The following is a 21,212-nucleotide window of genomic DNA, read 5'->3' as shown; positions in this document are numbered from 1 at the left end:
CACCCGACCCCCGACCCACCCCGCGCACCCCGCCGTTCGGCCGACTTTGTGCACCGGATCCGTGTCCGGGGCGGCCGATCGTGCGGATCCCGTGCACAAAGTGGGCAGATCACGAGAGGTGAGAACGTGACGGACTACGCGAGGTTGTTCCGGCTCGACGGGAAGCACGTGGTGGTGATTGGTGCCGGGAGTGGCATCGGTCGCGAGAGCGCGCTGGCTTTGGCCGCGCATGGCGCGCGGGTGACCTGCGCCGACCGGGACCTCCCCGCCGCCGGGGAAACGGTGGCTCGCGGCAGCGATGAGCCCACCGGATCAGCTGGCGGGCTCACGGCGTACCAGCTGGATGTGCTCGATGATGCGGCGATCGAGCGGGCGGTCGGCGAGCTCGGGCCGGTCGACGTGCTGGTGTTCACCGCGGCGACCAACGTCCGGAAGCGGATCGTGGACTACAGCGGCGAGGAGTTCGACCGGGTGGTGTCGCTCAACCTGCGGGCGTCGTTCCAGCTGATCCGGGCCTTCGGCAAGGAGATGGCGGCGCGGGGGAGCGGCAGCATCATCGGGTTCAGCTCGATCCGCGGTACGACGGTCGAGCCCGGGCAGTCGGTGTACGCGGCAACCAAAGCCGGCCTCGTCCAGCTGCTCCGGACCGCGGCCGCCGAACTCGGACCGTACGGCGTCCGCGCCAACGCGATCGCCCCCGGCGTCGTCGAGACCCCGCTGACCGCGCAGATCAAGGCGAACCAGGCCTGGTACGACGCCTACGCGCAGAAGGGCGCGCTCGGTCGCTGGGCCCAGCCGAGCGAACTGGCCGGCGCGGTCGTCTACCTCGCGTCCGACGCCGCCAGCTTCGTCACCGGCAGCGTCCTCGCGGTCGACGGCGGCTGGACCGCGGTCGACGGGCGCTTCGACCCACCCAACTGAGCGTCCGCGGACCTCGCACCGTTTGATCCCGACCCCAAGGAGCATGCATGAGTCTCGCCGATCTGACCGCGACCGACCTGCTGTCTCGCTTTCGCAACGGTTCGCTCTCACCTGTCGAGGTGATCGACGACGTACTCGCCCGGGTCGAGGAGCTGGAGCCGCGGATCTGCGCCACGTACGCGCTCGACCCGGACGGTGCCCGGGCCGCGGCCCAGGAATCCGAGCGCCGCTGGCGTGACGGGGTCGCCGGTGCGCTCGACGGCGTACCCGTGACCGTCAAGGAGAACATCGCCACCCGCGGCACCCCGGTCCCACAAGGCACCGCCGCCACCGAGCTGATCCCTGCCACAGAGGACGCGCCGGCGGCGGCTCGGCTCCGCGCCGCCGGGGCAGTGATCTTCAGCAAGACGACGATGCCGGAGTACGGGATGCTCTCGTCAGGCGTGTCGACCTTCCACCACCTGACACGCAACCCGTGGGACCTGTCGAAGACGGCCGGCGGCTCGAGCGCCGGCGCGGCCGCCGCCGCAGCGGCCGGCTACGGACCGATCCACATCGGGACCGACATCGGTGGCTCGATCCGTCTGCCCGCCGGGTGGTGCGGCCTGGTTGGCCTCAAACCCACGCACGGCCGGGTCGCGGTCGGCAACCCGTACCCGGGCCGGGCGATCGGCCCCCTCACACGTACGGCGGCGGACGCGGCGCTGGCCTTGTCCGTCATGTCCGGATATGACCCGCGCGACCACACGTCCCTCCCGGCCGCGTCGGACAGTTACGAGGTTACCGTCGAGGGTCTCCGCGTGGCGTTGCTGCTGGACGCCGGGGTCGGCCTGCCGGTGGACCCTGAGGTGACCGCGGCCGTCTCGTCGGCGGCCGCCGTACTGGAGAAGGGCGGCGCGGTCGTCGAGCCGATCGGCCCGATCATCACGCGCGAGATGCTCGACGGGTTGGATCGCTTCTGGCGGGTGCGGTCCGCGGTGGACATCGCGGCGTTGCCCGAGGAACGCCGGGCCAAGGTGCTCCCGCAGATCCGTTCGTGGGTATCGACGGCCGGTGATGTGTCGGGTTTCGACGTCTTCCACGGATACAGCCAGATGGGCGCTATGGCGGCTGCGGTGACCGGTGTGCTCACGTCGTACGACGTCATCTTGTCGCCGGTGGCGCCGATCACCGCGTTCCCGGCCGAGCTCGCGTATCCGACGGACGATCCGTCGAAGCCGTTCGAGCACATCGGGTTCACCGTGCCGTACAACATGTCGGCCCACCCCGCGACCACCGTGAACGTCGGTTGGTCGACGTCGGGTCTACCGATCGGGGCGCAGCTCGCCGTACCGCATCACCAAGACCTGAAGGCGCTCGCCCTGGCCGAGTATCTAGACAGCTGGCAGACCGACCGGCGCGAGTGGCCGATGGGCTGAACTCTCGGTGGTAGGACGAAACGAGTCGCGGTAGACGCTGGGTGGGACGCCGACGTGTTCTTTGAACAGGGTGCGGAAGTTGGCTGAGGTGCCGAGGCCGCAGCGCCGCGCGACGACCTCCACCGTGAGGTCGCTGGATTCGAGCAGCTCCCGTGCGCGGCTGAGTCTGGCTTCCAGGATCCATCGCATCGGTGGCCGCCCGGTCTCGGTGTTGAAGTGCCGGATGAGGGTACGTCGGGACAATCCGGCCTCTTGTGCCAGTTGATCCACAGTGAGCGGCTGATCGAGGTTGAGCAGCGCCCACTCGTACACACCCGTCAGGCCGCCTGTGCGTCGCACGGGCAGGTCGATGTACTGGGCTTGGCCGCCGGTGCGGTGAGGGGCGGTGACGAGCATGCGGGCGCGCTGGTTTGCCGCGCGGTCCCCGAAGTCGCGACGGATGAGGTGCAGGCACAGGTCCAGTCCGGCGGCGACACCGGCCGAGGTCAGCACGTTGCCTTCGTCGACGTACAGCACCTTCGGCTCGACCGAGACCTGCGGGTACTGACTGGCCAGGGACTCTGCGTGCCACCAGTGCGTCGTGGCACTCCGACCGTCGAGCAAGCCTGCGGCCGCGAGCGCAAACGCGCCGGTGCAGATAGACATCATGCGGGCGCCCCGCGCTGCGGAGTCAGCCAGCGCGGCGCAGACCGCGTCAGACGGCACAACCGGCTCGGCCTGCCCAGGAACGATCACCGTGTCGGCGGATCTCAGGCAGTCCAACCCGTGCTCGATGAGGATCGCTGGGCTGCCGTGCAACTGGACTGGGCCTGGCTGCTCGGCACACACGGTCAGTTCGTACGGCCCGTCCCGCCAACTGCCGAAAACCTGCAGCGGAATCCCAAGGTCCAGCGCGAGAGCATCTGGGAGGACCAGGACAACGACATGATGCGCATCGCTGGGGGTCCGATCGGGCATGGCACGATCCTATCGTTGCATGGCGTGCGTGCCACTGACGGTGTCACCTTGCTCGCGTCTACGGTCGGATCATGAACTCTTCCGATCGCATCCCGGCGCTGCCCGACAGTCCCGTCGCGCGGCGCGCTGTCGAGCTCGCCGTGTCCGCCGAGAGCGAGCCCGTTGCCAACCACAGCATCCGCAGTTACCTGTTCGCCACACTGCTCGCCGAGCATGAAGGGCTGAAGCCGGGCGTCGACTTCGAGGCCGATCTGCTCTTCTACGCCTGCGTCCTGCATGACCTCGGCACCTCGCCATCGGTGCCGGGCAAGCAGCGCTTCGAGGTCGAGGGTGCCGATATGGCCGCCGAGTTCCTGACCGAGCACGGGTACGGCGCGCACGAGATCGATCCGGTCTGGGAGGCGATCGCGCTGCACACCACACCCGGTATCGCCGAGCGCCGGGGAGTGCTCACCAACCTCACTCGTCGAGGCGTGGCAGTCGACTTCGGCGTCGGCGCCGAGTTTATGACAGACGCTCAGGGCGAGGTTGTGCACCAGCGCTACCCGCGGCTGAACGTGGTCACCGTCCTGGTCGACGAGATCGTCCGGCACGCCGCCCGCTCCCCACAGGCCGCCGCCCGCTACACCCCCGGCGGCGAACTCACCCGCGAACGAAGGGAACTCGGCGCGCCAACGAGTCTCGAACTCGTTGCGACCGCCTCACGCTGGGGAGCGTAGCCAAAGTCCCCGCTCAGAATTCGCCGTAGACCTGGACCTTGGTGCCGATGGGGGTGTCGGCGAAGATTTCGTGGATTTCGGGGCGGAGGACGCGGACGCAGCGGTGGCTGGCGGGGTAGGGCTTGATCAGGGAGTTGACCCGGGAGCCGTGCAGGGCGATGCCGGGGCGGTCGCGGAGGAAGTAGAGGGAGTCGTACATGAACGCGTCGTCGTACAGGCTGCTCTCGTGTGCGCCGGCCCACTTGCGCCAGACCTCGCCGGTGCGGTTCGGGGTCTCGTACCCGGGTGCGCCGGTCGAGATCCAGACGATCCGCTTGTAGGTCTTCCCAACGATTTGATACAGGATCTGGCAGGTCTTGTTCACGTAGATGCCGGGCGAGCGCGTCGGCGCCGGCCGCTTGGTTGCGTTGAGCACCGAATACGCGTCGTTGAGGGTGAGCCCGGCGCGGCTGACCGGCATGCCGTTGGTCTCGCGCCACGCGCACAGCGCCTGCTTGGCCCGCGCGGTGATGTCACCGTCGATGTCGCCGACCGGGTAGCCGAGCTTGTCCAGTTGCCGCTCGACGCGCAGCGCGTAGTACTGCGGCTTCTGCTTCACCCTCGGCTTCGGCTTCACCGGCGTCGGCTTGGCGGTCGTCGGTGTCGCGGACGGCGTACCCGACGCCTTGGGGGAGGGAGTCGACTCGCTCGCGGCCACGTCGGAACACCCGGCGAGCACGAACGCTAGTACGACGGCACCGGCAACGAGACCACGTCGACGAGACACGATTCCCCTCTCCCTCGAGCACTTTTCAGAGTCGCAGAACCACGCCGTGTGATCCGGCAGCGACCCGCCGAGATTAGTGCTCCGAGGGTTCCCCGGACGCGTCGTTCTCCGATCCCGTCACCGAACCGTTGCCGACGACAGGTCCGGGGTCGTCCCGCAGCCTGCTGTACAGATACCCGTCCCGGTACTTCCCGGCCCGGAACTCGCACGCCCGGATCACCCCTTCGAGGGTGAAACCCGCCTTCTCCAACGCCTTCTGTTCGGCCAGATTCTCCGGATGCGTCGCGGCCTGGATCCGCTGCACGGGCGTGTGGTGGAAGAGATCGTCAGATCCCCTTCACCGACAGGCCGCAGCTCGATCCACATCCGGCCAGACTAGGTCGATCGGGGGGTTAGAGACCGAGGTCCCGAAGGAACTGAGGCTTGTAGGCCTGCATCACGACGTACCGCTGATCCGGCACCTCCATGCCCGCGTTCTTCGCCGCGTCACTGGCAGCGTCGTGCTCACCCACCGGCACACTCGGGTCGGTCCAGTCCTGCTCGGCCGAATTCCACCGCGTCACCGTGTACTCGGCTTCGATCTTGTCGTGGGCGACCAGTTCCTTGGCGGTCCGCTCCGCTTCCTGCGCATCCTCGAGGGTGTGCGTGTAGAGCAGCATCCGGTTCCCGTCCCGGGTCACCGTCACCTGACTCCCGAGCCGCTTCTGCGCGTCATCGTCCAGATCCAGCGCCCGCAACCGCTCCCAGAACGTCAACCTGTGCTCGTCGTTCCCGAGCACAACCTCAACCCGAAACTCCTCATCCGCCATGTTCGACACCCTACCTACTGGAAGCCTCTCGGCCGTCGTGGCAGGGGGTCGTCGGCCAACATGCGGGACAGGTGAATCGTTTTGCTTCGATCGACTACAGTTCTGAGTCATGGAGCTGAGGCACTTGGAACACTTCGTGGCGGTGGCCGAGCAGAAGCACTTCACGCGGGCGGCCGAGGCGATGTCGATCTCCCAGTCCGGCCTGTCCGCCTCGATCCGCGCCCTCGAACGCGAGCTGCGCGCCTCCCTCTTCGTCCGCAACACTCGCAGCGTCGAGCTCACCGAGGCCGGCCGAGCGCTGCTGTGCGAGGGTCGCCGTACTCTCGCCGCCGCTGAGGCAGCCAAGGACGCGGTCGCCGCGGTCCAGGGTCTGCTGCGCGGTCACCTCACCGTCGGCCTCGAGCAGTGCCTCGGCGTCGTCGACGTACCGGCTCTGCTGGCCAAGTTCCGCTCCGCCTATCCCGGTGTCGAGATCGAGGTCCGCCAGGGCGGTTCCACCCCGATGCTCGACGAGCTGGCGTCCGGTCGCCTCGATGTCGCGTTCGTCGCCACGGACGGTGGCCGCATCGACGGGTTGGACCTCCGCCCGCTCTCCCGGGAGTCGATGGTCCTCGTCTGCGCCCCCGACCACCGCCTCGCCAAGGCGTCCGCGGTTTCCCTCGACGACCTGGTGGGGGAGTCGTTCGTGGACTTCGACCCGACCTGGGGCGCCCGTACGATCTCCGACCAGGCCTTCACCACGGCCGGCGTCGCTCACCCCGTGACAATCGAGGTGAACGACGTACACACGCTCCTGGCCCTGGTCGCCCACAACCTCGGCGTAGCCCTCGTCCCCGAACGGATCGCCGCCAAACGCGGCGACCACATCACCGTCGGCCTCACCCCCGGCAGCGCCGCCGACTGGCAGGTCTCCGTAGCCGTCCCCACCGGCACCGCCGCCTCCCTGGCCGCCGACGCCCTCCTCGGCATGCTCCCGACCACCGCGACGCATACTGCAGACTCGCGACGCTGATCCGGTCGAACGGCCAGCGCCTTCACCGAGCGTCCTGCAGCAACGTCGCGCCGACGGGCTTCACGCGGGCGAGTACGGCGTCGATCCGCGTGAGCGTGTCCGGGTGCAAAGTGATGTCGGCCGCGGCCAGGTTCTCGGATATGTGCGCCGGCGTACGACTGCCCGGGATCGGCACCACCGCCGGATCCTGGTGCAGCAACCAGGCGAGCGCGAGCTGGCTCCGGGTGATCCCGAGGTCCGCGGCGAGCGACTGGAGAGCGGCGTACGACGCGTTGTTCGCTGTGAGACTGTCCGAGTCGAACCGAGGCGCGTTGTTCCTGAAGTCGTCCTCGCCGAGATTCTGCACGGTGCCGGTCAGGAAACCCGCACCGAGCGGGCTCCACGGTACGACGCCGATGCCGAGTTCACGCGCCGCCTCGAGCAACTCGGGATCCACCGGCCGCCACATCGACCACTCGGTCTGTACCGCGGCGATCGGATGTACGGCGTGCGCCCGCCGCAGCTCGTCCGGCGTCACGTTCGACGCTCCGAGGTGGCGAACCTTGCCATCGGCAACGAGTTGGCCCATGGCGCCGACGGAGTCCTCGATCGGCACCTGCGGGTCGGGGAAGTGGAGATAGTAGAGGTCGATCGCGTCGATCCCGAGGTTGCGCAGGCTGTTCTCCGCGTACGCACGGATGTATCTCGGCTCGGCATTCACCAGCAGCTCTTCGAACGCGAAGCCGACCTTCAACGGATGCGCTTGCGCACCGTCGGCCAGGGCGAGGCCGAACTTGGTCGCCACGGTGATCTTCTCGCGACGCCCGCGAATCGCCCGCCCGACCAATCGCTCGTTGTGACCATCGTCGCCGTACGCATCACTGGTATCGATGAACGTGCCGCCGGCCCCGATCGCCGCGTGGATTGCCGCGACCCCGCGCTCGTCGTCGATCTCGCCGTACATGCCAGGCGACAGCACCATCGCGCCGAACCCGATCGGTGGTACCTGGAGCCCGCCGAGAGTGCGAATTGTTGTCATGGCTCCACCCTCAGGTCGTGGGTGCTTGCCGGTCCAAGACCTGTTGATATAACCATCGGTTATGGATGCGCATTTGCGGGAGCTGCGCTACTTCGTCGCGACGGCCGAGGAACTGACCGTGACGGCTGCGGCCGCACGCCTGTTCGTCTCCCAGCCCGCGCTGTCCAAACAGCTGCGCGCGCTCGAGCGCCGGCTCGGGTTCGAGCTGTTCCAGCGGCTGCCGCGCGGCCTGGCCCTCACCGACCAGGGGAGTGCTCTGCTCCCCGTCGTACGCGCGATGCTCGAGACCTGGGACCGCGGGTACGTCGAGGCGCGAGCACTCAGCCACCCTCGGCAGTTGGTCGTCGGTATGCAAACCGCCATCGGCCGCGACCTCCAACGCCCCGCGGTCCAACGCTTCCGCGAACGCGCCCCCGGCTGGACGGTCTCCTTGCGGCTCGTCGGCTGGGATGACCCAACCGCCGGCCTAGCCGACGCCACAAGCGACGTCGCCTTCGTCTGGCTACCGGTACCTGAAGAGCTGGCAACCCGAGTCCTGATCCGCGAAGACCGCTGGGTAGCCCTGCCCTCAGGGCATGCGCTCGCCGACCGCGCCGAGATCCCCTTCGCCGCGCTGCTTGACGAACCATTTGTCGCCTTGCCAGTCGCAGCGGGCCCACTCCGAGACTTCTGGCTGGCGCTGGACGCCCGCCCCGGCTCGGCGCTGATCGCAGCAGAGGCCACGGCTGCCGACGAGGTCCTGGAACTGGTCAGTGCAGGCGTCGGCGTCGCCCTCATCGCCGAGGGCAACGCTCGCCTCTACGAGCGTCCCGGCCTGACCTTCCGCCCCGTCCCCGACCTCCCGCCCGCCGAACTGGCCATAGCCTGGCGCCGCACCGATTCCCGCGACATCGTCCACCTCTTCGTCGACTCAATCGGGTGATTGCGCCAGGACGACGACCGGCCGCGCCCCAGCGATGCGGGCCTATACGCCGTACTCCAGCGGGCCCGCGCCCCTATGCCGCGGCCGTCCCACAACCTCTCATGGTGGGCGGTAGCGTTTCCGCATGGCGCAGAACCACGATCCTCAGTCGAGCTCGGTCAGTCAGGCCGAGTTGCTGGAACAGTTCAAGGCGGTCATCGCGGGCAGGGGCACCGATGACCTGAGCAGACTGCTTCCGCAGCTGCTGGGTGCCGCGATGCCTGGGCTGGATCCGTTCGGCCAGACGCCACCGCCTTCACGGCGGCGAGCACGTCGTGCCGACGTGGTCACCTTTCGGGTGCGCGTCGATCTGACGGGGACCAAGCCCCCGCTGTGGCGGCGGCTAGAGCTCGCCTCTGACCTGTTCTTGAACGAGGTCCACGAAGTCATTCAGGCTGCATTCGGATGGACCGACAGCCACTTACACGAGTTCGCCTCGGGCAAGGACTACTACCACCCTGCGAGCGAGCATTATCTCTGCCCGTTCGAAGACGGCCGGATCGGCGTACCCGAAGAGGACGTACGCCTCGATGAGGTACTCGCGAAGCCGGGTGACAAGCTGTTCTACCTGTACGACTTCGGCGACGACTGGATGCACGTGATCAAGCTGGAAGCCGTGCTGCCCCGGGACGACTCCGCTGCCAAGGCTGTCTGCATCGGCGGCCGAGGTCCTGGCCCGAGTGAGGACTGTGGCGGGGTCTATGGCTACGAGCTGATCACCGCCGCGCTCGATCCCACGCATCCAGGACATGCCGAGGCGATCGCCGACTATGCCCGCATGTACGGCGAAGACGCCGAACCGGGCGATTACGCGCCCTCCTCGTTCGACCTCGACGAGATCAACGAGATGCTGGCCGGGTTCAGCGAGGGTGAACCAGATCTTCCTGGACCGCTCGGCGGACTCGTCCTGGCGATCCGCTCAACGACACACAGAAGGCTGTTCCAGCGGATGATCGTCGACGCGGACCTGGACGCGGCTGTTGAGATCGACGCTGATACCGCGGCGCAGATGGTCTCGCCGTACCGTTGGCTGCTTGACCGTGTTGGGGATGACGGCATCAAACTGACCGGCGCCGGCTACCTGCCGCCTGTCCATGTGGAAGCCGCTATGGCCGAACTCGGACTGGGCGAAGAATGGATCGGCAAGGGCAATCGAGAGATTCAGACCATGCCCGTACTGGCCCTGCGAGAGTCGGCACAGGCGATGGGCCTGCTTCGGAAGCACCGCGGAACACTTCTCCTGACACGGTCCGGACGTGCCGTCCGCAATGATCCGCTCGCACTGTGGTGGCACCTGGCCGAGCGGATGCCACCGGCGTCCAGAGACGCCTGTGAAACCCAAGCCGGGCTCATTCTCTTGGCGACTCTCGCCGCGCGATCCACCGATGAGCCGGTCAGGACCATCGCGGAGTTGCTCAGCGCGATCGGCTGGATGAGTAGCGATGGAATACCGATGACGCCATCTCTGGCCGGCCAAGCGGTCTGGGACACCAGGGCTGCACTGCACCGGCTCGGAGCCTACGTCAGCGAGCCAGGCATCCACCGCTGGTCCGCCACACCCACGCCGCAAGGCGTGACGTTCGCGAGGGCCGCACTGCGCACCTGGTCTCCCAAGTCCTGACGAAGCTCCAGGTCCCGCCGCCGCTTTCCAAGCTCACGGCATCGGCGGGCCGACCTAGGAGCGCGCATCGCCCGTACGCCGCTGTACTTGCGCACGGGCGATGCTTCGCCGGTCTCTTACCAGGCGTAGTCCTCGGGGGAGGTCTTGTAGCCGGGGAAGATCTCGTCGAGGCGGGCGAGGGCCTTGTCATCGAGCTTGATGTCGACCGCGCGGACGGCGGACTCGAGCTGCTCCATCGTCCGTGGGCCGACGATCGGACCGGTCACGGCCGGCTGGTGCAGCAGCCAGGCCAGCGCGAGCTCACCGGGCTCGTGGCCGAGCTCGTCCGCGAAGGCCTCGTACTGCTCGATCTGCGGGCGGAGCCTTTCGAGTGTCTCCCTGGCCCGGCCCTCGAGGCGGCGTACGCCCTCGTTCTCCTTGCGGACGACACCGCCGAGCAGACCGCCCTGCAGCGGCGACCACGGGATCACGCCGAGGCCGTACGCCTGCGCGGCCGGCAGCACCTCGCGCTCCACGTCACGCACGAGCAGGTTGTAGATCGACTGCTCGCTGACCAGGCCGATGTAGTTGCGTCGCGCCGCGGCCTCCTGGGCCTGCGCGATGTGCCAACCCGCGAAGTTGCTGGATCCGGCGTACAGGATCTTGCCCTGCTGGATCGCGACCTCGATCGCCTGCCAGATCTCGTCCCACGGCGTCGCGCGGTCCACGTGGTGGAACTGGTACAGGTCGACGTAGTCCGTCTGCAGCCGCTTCAGCGACGCGTCGAGCGCGCGCCGGATGTTGAGCGCCGACAGCTTGCCCTCGTTCGGCCATCCCTCGCCCATGTCGCCGTAGACCTTGGTGGCGAGCACGGTCTTGTGCCGGTTCGCCGGGTCCTTCGCGAACCACTCGCCGATGATCTCCTCCGTGCGACCCGGGTAGATGGCCCGCCCGTACCCGTTGGCCGTGTCGAAGAAGTTGATGCCCTTGTCGTGCGCCGCGTCCATGATCGCGTGCGCGTCCCCCACCTCGGTGTGAGGACCGAAGTTCATCGTCCCCAACACGATCCGACTAACCGACAAACCAGTACGCCCAAGATGAGTGAAGTCCATACCCCCCACCCTTGCTCGCCGGCGCCGACTCTTCCAACAAAATAATCAGGTCAGTGCCATCACTTGAGCTTCTGAGTCAACCTGCTCCGGACCACTTCGGTCGGGATGGCGCCACCTTCAGCGATCGCATCCAGCAGCGCTCCCACGAGGGCGGGGTCGTGCGTGTGCTGAAGATCGAGGTCGAGACCGCGGCGCTCGCACGTACGGCGAAGCGCGGCGAACACGGGCGCATCCGGCTCGCGGACGAGACCGCCGCCGACAACCACCGTGACAGGATCGGCCAGCCCACAAGCGCGGGCGAGGCTGAGGATGTAGTCGGCGAGGCGTTCCGTCTGTGTGTCGACCAGCTCAGCCACCACCGGGTCGTCATCGATGAGCTCCAGGACTGACGGGGCGTACGCCGCCAGAGCCGCAAAGGTGAACGAGTTGCCGCGGGCGGTCGTGGTCTCGAGCATCTCCTCAGGAGTCGATGCGCCGAACAGCGGCGGAAGTACGGCGGTGAGCTTCGTCGACTCGGCCATCCCGAGCTGGGACAGATACACCGATCGCAAGGCCTCACTCACGAGACCGGCGCCGCCGAGCGGGTGCTGCAGCCACCACGACAGCGCCCACTCTCTCAACGGACCCCGGCCGGCCAGTGCGGCCCCGGTGCCGAGTACGACGGAGACACCCTGTCCATCGAGCCGGCCGCACCGAATCAGCGCGAAACCGTCGTTCTTGATGCTGAAGGCCCCCTTATCGAAGAGGCCGCCCAGCGCCGCATTCCAGAACTGTTCGTCGACGGGCCAGTCGACACCCGCCAACCGGAAGGCCGCATGCCTGACTTGGGACGGCCCGATGCCCGCGGAGTCGAGTACGTCGCCGACGAGGCCGAGGACGACTGCTTTGGCGGCCTCCGGCCCGGCCGGCGCGTAGATGTCGCCGACACCGCCCCGGGCGAGGCCGACGAGGTCACCGTCGGCCGTCGTCAACCCCGCCCAGGTCTTGGTGTTGCCGGCGTCGACAGCGAGAAAGAGGTCTGTCACCTAAGAAGTCTTTCAGGCAGGTACGCCGCGTGCGCCGCGGCCATCTCGTCGTACAAGTGCTCCGCGACCGACAGATCGGGCACCAGCGGGTTCGCGATGAGCGCCCGGATCGCGTCGGCGCGCGTGCCCTCCCACGCAGCCTTCGCCGCCAGCATCTGGTAGTCGGCGAGCTGACGCGTGATGCCCCGAACAGCAAGCGGCAGCGACTGTTGCGGGTCGATGTGGCAGCCCTTCCGGTTGACGGTGCAGTAGACCTCGACGACGGTCTCCGCGTCGAAACCCGGGAGCGCATTGTCAACATTAGGAAGGTTGACAGGCAGACGTGCGCCCGTGTCGTTGTAGTAGGCACTCATCACGTCGATCGCCAGCTCGAGCTCGTGGATCCCGCCCCGCGACCGGGCCGGATCGAGGTGCGGATGGCTGGATTCGGCCTGCTCGCGGTAGTGATCCCAGTACCCGGGGACCGCGTTCATGATGACTTCCGAGCGGGTTCGAGGCGCGGCCTGCTGGTCTCGGAACACCTCGTTGCGGAAGTAGTAGTAGTTGAAGTAGTCCGACGGAATGGAGCGCATCACCACGGCAAGGTGCAGCGCCCGCTTCGAGTTGGCATCGAGGGTCGGGTCGTCCTTGCGGGCCTCCCACGCCGCGTCGAGCAGCGGCATGACGTCCTCGCCGTCGTACAGGTGCTCGTAGCTCCAGCAGTTGTGGTTGACACCGGCCATGGTGACCTTGGCACGATCAGGGTCGAGCCCGGCCGCCCTGAGTACGACGGGCGGGAACACGATCGGCCCCTCGCACATCGAGTAGATCGGGATGGGCGTGTAGTCCGCAACCGCCTGGGACACGATGTTGACCGGGTTGGTGTAGTTGAAGATCACCGCGCCCGGGGCAACTGCCTGAAGGTCATCGGTGATGCTGCGCATGTCGTTGATTGAGCGCAGTGCCATGAAGAACCCACCGGGCCCCTGGGTCTCCTGCCCGATCACGCCGTGCTTGAGCGGAATGCGCTCGTCGAGCGCGCGGGCGGCGAAGTTGCCGGGCCGGAAGCTGGTCAGTACGGCGTCGACGTCGGCCAGTCCGGCGCGCTGGTCCGTCGTCGCCGTGACGGTGATGTTGTCACCGCCTTCCACAGCGAACTTCTCGGCGATGCGGCGTACGGTCTCCAGGCGCTCGGGGTCCTGGTCGATGAGCACCACTTCCGAACCCGCGAACTCCGGTCCGTGCCACAAGAACGAGGCCATGGTGCCGGCCGCTCTGGAGGATCCTCCGCCGATGTAGGCCATCTTGATTCGAGCCATGTCTTTATGAGACCCCTTCTCGTTCTGACTTGGGCGCGGCCTCTTCGTCCGCGTAGATGAGAGCGTTGCGGCAGTCGTGGACGATCGTTGCCGGCCACATCGGGTCGTAGCTGTCGGCCTGGCGAACCCGGTCGAAGGCATACGCCTTGTTGGGTCCCCACAGGAGCATCGCCACGGAATGCGAGAGCTCCGCCAGTTCCGCCGTACCGATCGTGACGCCGTACGTCGGGACGTCGGCCGGGGACCGTAGATGCGGGAACGTGGACAGGTTGTCTCTCCGCGTCGACTCGGGCAACTTCACGACCCGGGTCGGTGCGTCTCGCGGCGTACCTGGTCCGTTGAGAGCGACGTGACCGTCGCCCTGGCCACTGGCGAGCAGGAAGAGATCGATGCCGCCCAAAGCGAGCACTTCCTGCTCGAGGGCGCCGGGCTCGTTGGGGTCGGGGGCGATGAGACTGTCCGGACGAAGTCCAAGGGGGCCTAGCAGATTTCGTTGGGCCCAGCCGATGCAGCTGTGCGGCGTGCTGGGGGACAGCAGCTCCCATTGTCCGGCTTGCCCCGTGACGTACTCGTCCATCATCACCACCTGCAGGCCGTCCACGCGGACCCCGCGCTGAAGCGCCAGTCGGCCCAATGCGGCGGCGACTGGCGTCGCACTGCGACCGGCGGGAAAGCCGACGACATACCGATCCGCGGCGGCAAGCCGATCCAGAATCTGCTCGGCCACGACTTCGCCGATCTGGGCAGCGGAGGACAGCACGGTAATAGGTGTCGCCACGTCACTCCTTGACCGCGCCGGCCATGACGCCGCTGATGAACTCACGCTGGAAGAACAGATAGAGAGCGACGACCGGCAGCGACACGATCAGCGAGCCGGCGGCCATCAGGTTGACCTGCAGCACGTGCCGGCCCTGAAAGGCGCCGAGGGCAACGGTCGCGGTCTGCTTCTCGGGATCGCCGAGGAAGATCAGCGACAGGAAGAAGTCGTTCCAGGTCCACATGAACGACAGGAGGACCAGGGTGAGGACCGCCGGACGAGCCATCGGGACGAGGATGCGCCACAGGGTGCTCCACACGCTGGCTCCGTCGACAGCGGCGGAGTCCATCACCGAGCGGGGGAGCGCTCGGAACGTCGCCCGCATCCAATAGGTCCCGAACGGAACTCCCATGCCGAGCTGGATGATGACCAGTCCCAGCCACGAGTTGGTAAGGCCGATGTTCTGGAACTCGTAGTACAAGGGGATGACGATCACTTCGGTGGAGACCATCATCCCCAGTAGGATGACCGGGAAGAGGAACCGCTCGCCGACCACTCCGAGGATGCCGAACGCATAGCCGGACAGGACGGCGAGCACGGTCTGTCCGATAACGGCGGACACCGTGATGACCAGGGACGCGTACATCGAGTGGGCGAGGTTCCCGTCGTGCCAGGCCGCCCCGAAGTTGCTCCACGCAATCTGCGAGAAGTCCAGTGCGCCCGAGGTGTTCGGGCTGAGGGAGGTCAGGACGAACCACGCGACGGGGAACAGCACCCCGATCGTCAGCGCGATGACGATCACGTAGTTCGTGGCGCGCTCGTACCTGGAGATCATCGGTCTTTGTTCTCCATGATCCTGGTGATGGCGACCGCGATGCCGAGGCAGAGGACGGCCAGGACCACACCAGTCGCGGAGGCCTTGCCGACATCAGGGTTCACGAAGGCCAACTGGTACAGGAGAAGCGCCGGGGTGGTCGTGGCCGTCCCCGGGCCGCCCTGGGTCGTGATGTAGACCATGTCGAAGGTCCGCAGCGCCCCGGTGATGGTCAGGGTCAGTGCGATGGCCATTTGGCCGCGCAGGCTGGGGAGGGTGATCAGCCTGAACTCCTGCCACCGCGTCGAACCGTCCAGCCGCGCGGCCTCATAGAGCTCGTCCGGGATGGCCAGGATGCCGGCGAGGAACAGCACCATCGTGAACCCGAAGCCACCCCAGACACCGATCATGCCGAGCGACGGGAGGGCCCAGGTGAAGTCACCGAGCCAGTTGCGGGTCAGGTGGTCCAGGCCGACCCAGCGCAGTGCGCCGTTCAAGGGACCATCAGGCGCGTAGATGCGTTTCCAGATGATCGCCACGACGACACTCGTCAGCACCTGCGGGAGGAAGAGGAACCAGCGGTAGATGCCCTCGCCACGGATCTTCGCGCGGCTGAGCAAGGCGGCACTGATCAACCCGAGGCCGAGCGGTATCAGGCCGAACATGAGGATCAGGACCAGGACGTGGCCGAAGGCGGCGTACATCCGTGGATCGCGTCCGAACTCGAGGTAGTTCTGCAGTCCGACCCACGACGGCTCGCTGACACCGTCCCACTTGTAGAACGAGTAGTTGACCGTCTGGAGCAGCGGTACCAGGACGATTGCGCCGTACAGCAGGAGGGCGGGCGACAGGTAGAGCAGCCCGATCCAGCGCCTCTTTTGCGCTTGCCTCGAGGCCGTTCGTGACCTCGGTTTGGCGCCGACCGCCAGGCGAGAGGTCTGAACGGTCATCGTCGTCCGGCCTGGAACTTGTCGTAGTCCGCCTGAACCGCCTTGACCAACTCGTCAGGCGCGCTCCGGCCGGCCAGCAGCAACTGGACCTGACCGCCGAGGGTGTCCAGCATCGAGGGAGTCGACCAGTCGAAGTACGGGACGTAGCCGTTGTCCTTGTCCAGCGACCGCTGACCGGCGATCTCCGTGCCGAACTCGGCGTTGTCCGTCGGTGCCTTGACGTCGTTGAGCAGAGGGAGAAAGCCGTTCTCGACGACGTACTGCGCGGTCTGCGGGCCCGCGAGGAAGTCGAGGAACGAGGCGGCGATATCCGGGTGCGCGCACTTCGAACCGAGTGCGACGGCGGTGGATGCGCCCGTACCGACGACCTTCCCACCGGTGGCCTGGGGGAGTTGGACGTACCCGTACTCCTGCTTCTGGGCACCCTTGAAGGCCAGCGTTCCCGTGTACTCGAAGCGGAACGCGGACTTCCCCTTGAGGAACGCGTCGATCGCATCGGCGTACTGGATGCCGGCATGGTTCGGCGTCAGCCAGCTCTTGTCCTGGTACGACTTCAGGCGCTCGGCCGCCTCCGACAGCCCGATGTCGCCGGCCTTCACGGCTCCGGTCGAGTAGACGAAGTCGTTGATCTTCTTCTGATCGCCGAACAGATCCTGCAGCGCCAGCAGGATCGCCGTCGACGAACCCTTGTCCTGCGACCCGTAGCCGATCGGTACGACGCCCGCGGCCTTGGCCTTCTCACACGCGGCCTCGAAGGACGCGAGGTCGGTGGGCACAGTGGCGCCGATCCGGTCCAGCACTGTCTTGTTGTAGTAGAGGCCGATCAGCGACGAGCTGGCGACCGGTGTGGCGAACAGCGATCCGGAGCCCATCTCCTTGCCGTCCGGCGTGAACTGGGTCTGTCGCAGGATCGTGCTGGGGAACTTGTCCCAGCCGAACGCCTTCGAGTAGCCGTCCAGGTTGAGGACCAGTCCCGCCTTGGACAACGTGCCCAGGGACTGCCAGCCGTTGTTGACCGTGATGATGTCCGGCGGGTTCTTCTCCTTCAACCGCAGGTTGGCCGTCTGGGTCAGCTGGCCCCAGTCGACGGACGTGCGCTTGATCGTCACGTTCGGGTACTTCTGCTGGTACGCCTTCACCGCGTTGGCCACCCACTGAGCGGCATCGCCGGACCACCAGTCCAGCATCGACAGCGTCACCGCGCCGGCCTTGGCGACGTCGATCGACGTGGCCGGCGCGGACGGGGCACTGCTCGCCTTGGTGCCCTGTGGCGCGCAACCAGCAAAAGTGAACAGGCCGAGCGCTGCCCCCGACTTCAACACCGTCCGCCTGGTAACCATCGTGACTCCTTCGTCCGTGACTTTCCAACCACCCTACGACTCCGAAACCAGTTATGCCAGTCCCAACCAGTTGCCTATTCTGAGCGTGTTTGAGTCGCGAAACTGGTATAGTAAGTGCCGTGACAGCAGCAGAACCCGCGGTTGAGCGTGTCAAGAAACGGATCCACGAGGGCATCGTCAGCGGGCGATACCCGAGCGGAAGCAGGCTGCCGAGCGAACGCCAGTTCGCCCTCGAAACCGGCCTCAGTCGCATGACCGTCCGGGCCGGCTTCCAGGCCGCATCCGACGACGGCCTGATCCTCCCGTCACCCCAACGCGGCTGGTACGTCCGCGACCTCGTCCTCCGCGAACCCCCGAGCCGACTCCAGTCCTTCACCGAGATGGCTCACGACCTCGGCTTCCGCCCCAGCTCCGAACTCCTGGACCGCCGCGAACGCCCCGCCACCCTCGACGAGGCCCACCGCCTCCACCTGGCCCCCACAACCCCCGTAGTAGCGATCCGCCGCCTCCGAGGTATGGACGGCCGCCCCGTCACCGTCGAGGACCTCGTCATCCCGGTCGCCATCGCCCCCTGGCTGACCACCGTCGACCTAACCGACGCGTCCCTCTACGAACTCTTCTCCACCCACGGCATCGAGTTCTCCTACTCCCGCTACACCGTCCAAGCCCAGAACGCCGACGAGACCTTGGCCACCCTCCTCAACCTCCCCGCCGGAGGCGCCATCCTGGTCGCCACCGAAATAGCCTTCACCCAGGACACCACCCCCCTCCTCTCCGGCACCAACCACTACAGAGGCGACGCCTACCAATTCACCGCCGACCTCACCCGCTAGGTGAGAGATGTCGGGCGACCGCTCCGGCGTCAGCAACAGCGACACGCCATGCGACTCAACACCGCGCTCGATAGGTGCGGTTGCTGATGAAGTGCACCGGCTGCTTGTGGTTACTGATGTTGCAGACCGCTTGTCTGGCCGTGCCTGTGTCTCGAAGCCTTCTCGCTCTATTGTTTGCCGTGCAGCCGTCGCAGGATCTTGCCGGCCCGAGATGGTGATCATTTGTCATTGGAGGTCCTCGCCAGCGCGGAGAAGCCCGCGCAGTTCTCGACGTACCGGGCGATGTCATTATCAGCCGCGTCGGCGGCGGCCCGGGGGTTCCGGTTCCTTGTCGTGCGGGGCTGATCACAGATCTGCATCATCGGCTACCTGCGATGTAACGGTATGGGTAGAGCCGCGATACATGACCATGTAACGCCGAGTGAGGGGGACTCCATCAATATCTCGCTTCTGGCCGATCTGGTCACTATCGTCGTCGGCGGTGTGGGCGTGCCTGTCGCCCTCTATCAGCTGAGCCTCGCGCGCCGGGCTCGTCAGCATGAACTCGCAAATATCTACATCCAGAGATTCTGGGACATTGATGATGAGAGGCAGCGGGCGACCATCGATGGAAAGGACAACGAGGCGTTGTTCCAGGACCGCCGCTACGTCAGGCTGTGTGAGGATGAGTTCGAGATCGCCCGGTTAGGGTTTCTCGACCCTAAAACATGGGCCGTCTGGCATTCAGCGATTCGAGACGCTCTCCAAGGCTCGCGGAGCCTAACGGCTGCGGGTCCAGATGAGCTGGTGCTAGCTCGCCGTTGCCGAGACGCCGCTCAACACGAGCCATCTGCCTGTCCCGCGATCATTGGTCGACTAGAGCCGAATCGTGCATCGAAGCATCGTTCGTGGCTGACTAGGAAGGGTCGCGGTGTCGCTGCACGACTCCGCGCGAGCTGAACCGGGCAGTCGGATCTGGTCCGAGCCCTCGACGTCATGGACGGCGTCCATTCGGGTCGGGCGAGCGAGGCCGTGCGGGACATGCGTTCAAGTCTGTCGTCATATCGTGATAGAGGAAGTCGTTCAGTCGCCGAGTTGGACGGCCGTGCCGCGCGCTACCTTTACGGCCGCTGGCCGACGAACCCGTGGCGACGATTAGAGAGGACCGTATGATTCACCCCATCACTGTGGAGCATGTTGCCTACGTCGTCGGCGGGCGCGCAGAGCCGACCGACGACTACTGGGGCGGAACCCAAACGATCATCCGGATCGACGGCGAGAGGTTCACCGAGGAATCCACCCGTGGGCTCGATGACTTCTCGCACCTCGAGATCGTGTTCCACTTCCACCTGACGGATCAGAACGATGTCAACCTCGGGGCGCGGCGCCCGCGGGACAACCCGGACTGGCCCGAAGTCGGCATCTTCGGGCACCGGAACATGCGGCGAGTCAACCGGCTCGGCGTCTCACGCTGCCGCCTCCTGAAGGTCGATGGCCTCGACCTCGTAGTGGAGGACCTAGACGCGGTCGACGGCACGCCCGTACTCGACATCAAACCCTGGTTCGCCGAATTCGGCCCCCGAGGCGAGACCCGACAAGCCTCCTGGACCACGGAGATGTTGACCGACTACTTCGCTCAATCCGAGAACGCACGCCCTGATCCTCCACGCTGACCACAAGCTTCGCCCCAAGCGCCGGTTGAGGATGGCGACCGATCTCCTGCGGGCTTCCGGAAGTCCATGTCGACGGACGGCGGGGCCGACCCTGAGATGCCATCCTCGTTGGACGGGATTTCAGACGTCGATGACACACGGTCGGCCAAACGCAGTCAGGACAATCTGATTCGGCCGATGGTCAACAGTTCGTTGGACCCGGCTCATAGGTCGACCCCGAGTACTCTGCGACCTGATGCACTACTCAGCCAGGCGTGTGCCTAGATCGCTCCGTCCATCCAGTCCCTGCTGAACCCCCTTGGTTGAGAGCAAGGTTGTGGTCGCATTGCTCGGCGAGAGGCACCCGGAGAGAAGGTATGGGCGTTCGTCGGGCAACGGCGGCGGACGGGTTCGCCATACCGCTGGTTTCGCACAGCGAGGGTTAGGGAAAGACTGGTGAGCCGCCGGGTTCGGTCCGAGTGCTTCGTTCTGGACCGAGTTCACCCGTAGCTGGTGAAGCGGGAATCGACCGGCTTCGTCCCCCATTTGAAGATATAAGGAAGCGATGCCGATTCCGTCAGATCAGTAGGGGTGGGGAGCCGACGACCATGATGCGTGCGCCGGTGGCTCGCTCGAAATAGTCCTTGATGGTTGCCGGAGCGCTGAGCACCGCGAGATGGAGCATGCTCGGGACGACCACCGCGGTCACTTCGTAGTGGTAGACGGCATCAATCAAGGCTTGAAAGGCGGCTGGCGAGGTGTCGATCTCTTCGACGTACATCGTCCCCATGGCGAAGCCCTCCACCTGGGCGAAGTGCTCCATGCGCTCCTTGGCGCTGTAGAGCTCCTCCTCGGTCATTAGCAGATGCCTGAGCAAGTATCCGAGCAAGAGCGGACGCGTGTAGTCAGTCATGCATCCTCGTCCCGCCAGCGTCGGAAGCGCTTGTTCAGCCGCTCGATCAATCGGGCGAAGAAGCGTCGATGGCGCTGCCCCTTCACGACGGCTCAGCATCTCGCACCGCGATCGGCTGGTTGGTGACGCGAAGACAGGCAAACCGGCGACACATGGCGGCAGCATGCCGCTCAGCCACGTCCTGTGGCACCTCCAGGTCCAAGATCGCGGTTCGACCGAACCAGACCCGCACACGGTGACGTGGTACGGCGATCCTCGGCGGCTCAGTCATCTGTCAAACCCGCGCTGGATGACGCCACCATCGCGAGAGTCATGCCTTGGGATGGTGTTGCCGGGTCGCACTGTTCCCCCAGGTGGT

General features: G+C 66.4%; 21 protein-coding genes. 8 read left to right on the top strand and 13 right to left on the bottom strand.

The annotated features are described in order from the left end of the window. Nucleotides 1–126 precede the first annotated feature (126 nt). Together OG558_RS40810 and OG558_RS40805 are read left to right on the top strand one after the other, a co-directional pair. The gene (locus tag OG558_RS40810) at nt 127–921 is read left to right on the top strand and encodes an SDR family NAD(P)-dependent oxidoreductase (RefSeq protein WP_405067828.1); all 795 of its coding nucleotides are present in this window, start codon (nt 127–129) and stop codon (nt 919–921) included. Between the two features lie 47 nt (nt 922–968). Next, entirely contained in the window at nt 969–2,339 is a 1,371-nt protein-coding gene (locus tag OG558_RS40805; protein WP_405067827.1) for an amidase, read from the top strand. On the opposite strand, the gene OG558_RS40800 is transcribed toward OG558_RS40805, so the two are convergent. After that, nucleotides 2,295–3,296, bottom strand: a complete 1,002-nt coding sequence (locus tag OG558_RS40800; protein WP_329479318.1) for a helix-turn-helix domain-containing protein — start codon at nt 3,294–3,296, stop codon at nt 2,295–2,297. The genes OG558_RS40805 and OG558_RS40800 overlap by 45 nt on opposite strands. Before the next feature lie 71 nt (nt 3,297–3,367). Between OG558_RS40800 and OG558_RS40795 the strand changes: the two genes are divergently transcribed. Beyond that, complete coding sequence (locus OG558_RS40795) at nt 3,368–4,015, top strand: HD domain-containing protein (RefSeq protein WP_405067826.1); 648 nt, start codon at nt 3,368–3,370, stop codon at nt 4,013–4,015. 13 nt (nt 4,016–4,028) lie between these two features. Here the strand turns inward: OG558_RS40795 and OG558_RS40790 are convergent, their stop codons facing one another. The 3 genes from OG558_RS40790 to OG558_RS40780 form a co-directional block, all read right to left on the bottom strand. Further along, nucleotides 4,029–4,781, bottom strand: coding sequence for a L,D-transpeptidase family protein (locus OG558_RS40790; protein WP_405067825.1), 753 nt, complete (start codon nt 4,779–4,781; stop codon nt 4,029–4,031). 73 nt (nt 4,782–4,854) lie between these two features. Continuing rightward, nucleotides 4,855–5,085 carry a GNAT family N-acetyltransferase gene (locus tag OG558_RS40785; RefSeq protein ID WP_405067824.1) on the bottom strand — a complete coding sequence of 77 codons (231 nt, stop codon included), beginning with the start codon at nt 5,083–5,085 and terminating at the stop codon, nt 4,855–4,857. 88 nt (nt 5,086–5,173) lie between these two features. Next, nucleotides 5,174–5,590, bottom strand: a complete 417-nt coding sequence (locus OG558_RS40780) for a hypothetical protein (protein ID WP_329479311.1) — start codon at nt 5,588–5,590, stop codon at nt 5,174–5,176. Nucleotides 5,591–5,699: 109 nt separating this feature from the next. Here OG558_RS40780 and OG558_RS40775 point away from each other — a divergent pair, with 109 nt between their 5' ends. Next, entirely contained in the window at nt 5,700–6,602 is a 903-nt protein-coding gene (locus tag OG558_RS40775; RefSeq protein ID WP_405067823.1) for a LysR family transcriptional regulator, read from the top strand. Nucleotides 6,603–6,624: 22 nt separating this feature from the next. Here the strand turns inward: OG558_RS40775 and OG558_RS40770 are convergent, their stop codons facing one another. Next, a complete protein-coding gene (locus OG558_RS40770) occupies nt 6,625–7,620 on the bottom strand; it encodes an aldo/keto reductase (RefSeq protein WP_405067822.1) in 996 nt (331 codons plus the stop codon). A 61-nt stretch (nt 7,621–7,681) separates the two neighbouring features. On the opposite strand from OG558_RS40770, the gene OG558_RS40765 reads away from it, so the two are divergent. Both OG558_RS40765 and OG558_RS40760 read left to right on the top strand, forming a co-directional pair. Further along, on the top strand, nt 7,682–8,542 hold the full coding sequence (locus tag OG558_RS40765; protein WP_405067821.1) for a LysR family transcriptional regulator: 861 nt from the start codon (nt 7,682–7,684) through the stop codon (nt 8,540–8,542). Between the two features lie 124 nt (nt 8,543–8,666). Then, the gene (locus tag OG558_RS40760; protein ID WP_405067820.1) at nt 8,667–10,202 is read left to right on the top strand and encodes a plasmid pRiA4b ORF-3 family protein; all 1,536 of its coding nucleotides are present in this window, start codon (nt 8,667–8,669) and stop codon (nt 10,200–10,202) included. Nucleotides 10,203–10,318: 116 nt separating this feature from the next. Here OG558_RS40760 and OG558_RS40755 read toward each other — a convergent pair whose 3' ends face one another. From OG558_RS40755 to OG558_RS40725, 7 genes are read right to left on the bottom strand one after another with little or no spacing between them, the layout of a single operon-like run. Next, nucleotides 10,319–11,293 (bottom strand): aldo/keto reductase, encoded by a 975-nt coding sequence (locus OG558_RS40755; protein ID WP_405067819.1) that lies wholly within the window; start codon nt 11,291–11,293, stop codon nt 10,319–10,321. 59 nt (nt 11,294–11,352) lie between these two features. Continuing rightward, nucleotides 11,353–12,318: a hypothetical protein gene (locus tag OG558_RS40750; RefSeq protein WP_405067818.1), complete on the bottom strand. Its 966-nt coding sequence runs from the start codon at nt 12,316–12,318 to the stop codon at nt 11,353–11,355. After that, nucleotides 12,315–13,616, bottom strand: a complete 1,302-nt coding sequence (locus OG558_RS40745; RefSeq protein ID WP_405067817.1) for a glycoside hydrolase — start codon at nt 13,614–13,616, stop codon at nt 12,315–12,317. The genes OG558_RS40750 and OG558_RS40745 overlap by 4 nt, the downstream gene beginning before the upstream one ends. Before the next feature lie 4 nt (nt 13,617–13,620). Further along, nucleotides 13,621–14,394 carry a 6-phosphogluconolactonase gene (locus OG558_RS40740; protein WP_405067816.1) on the bottom strand — a complete coding sequence of 258 codons (774 nt, stop codon included), beginning with the start codon at nt 14,392–14,394 and terminating at the stop codon, nt 13,621–13,623. A gap of 1 nt (nt 14,395) precedes the next feature. After that, a complete protein-coding gene (locus OG558_RS40735) occupies nt 14,396–15,208 on the bottom strand; it encodes a carbohydrate ABC transporter permease (RefSeq protein ID WP_329479293.1) in 813 nt (270 codons plus the stop codon). After that, nucleotides 15,205–16,137 carry a carbohydrate ABC transporter permease gene (locus OG558_RS40730; RefSeq protein ID WP_405067815.1) on the bottom strand — a complete coding sequence of 311 codons (933 nt, stop codon included), beginning with the start codon at nt 16,135–16,137 and terminating at the stop codon, nt 15,205–15,207. The genes OG558_RS40735 and OG558_RS40730 overlap by 4 nt, the downstream gene beginning before the upstream one ends. Then, the gene (locus tag OG558_RS40725; protein ID WP_405067814.1) at nt 16,134–17,477 is read right to left on the bottom strand and encodes an ABC transporter substrate-binding protein; all 1,344 of its coding nucleotides are present in this window, start codon (nt 17,475–17,477) and stop codon (nt 16,134–16,136) included. Before OG558_RS40725 ends, OG558_RS40730 begins: the two co-directional genes overlap by 4 nt. A 119-nt stretch (nt 17,478–17,596) precedes the next feature. On the opposite strand from OG558_RS40725, the gene OG558_RS40720 reads away from it, so the two are divergent. Next, entirely contained in the window at nt 17,597–18,310 is a 714-nt protein-coding gene (locus OG558_RS40720; protein ID WP_405067813.1) for a GntR family transcriptional regulator, read from the top strand. A 1,148-nt stretch (nt 18,311–19,458) separates the two neighbouring features. Then, nucleotides 19,459–19,962 carry an SAM-dependent methyltransferase gene (locus tag OG558_RS40715; protein WP_405067812.1) on the top strand — a complete coding sequence of 168 codons (504 nt, stop codon included), beginning with the start codon at nt 19,459–19,461 and terminating at the stop codon, nt 19,960–19,962. A gap of 556 nt (nt 19,963–20,518) precedes the next feature. Here OG558_RS40715 and OG558_RS40710 read toward each other — a convergent pair. Continuing rightward, nucleotides 20,519–20,854, bottom strand: a complete 336-nt coding sequence (locus tag OG558_RS40710; RefSeq protein ID WP_405067811.1) for a hypothetical protein — start codon at nt 20,852–20,854, stop codon at nt 20,519–20,521. Nucleotides 20,855–21,212: the final 358 nt, after the last annotated feature.

Source organism: Kribbella sp. NBC_01510, from assembly GCF_045040325.1.
GTDB lineage: Bacteria > Actinomycetota > Actinomycetes > Propionibacteriales > Kribbellaceae > Kribbella.
This window is presented reverse-complemented; position numbering and strand designations above follow the sequence as displayed.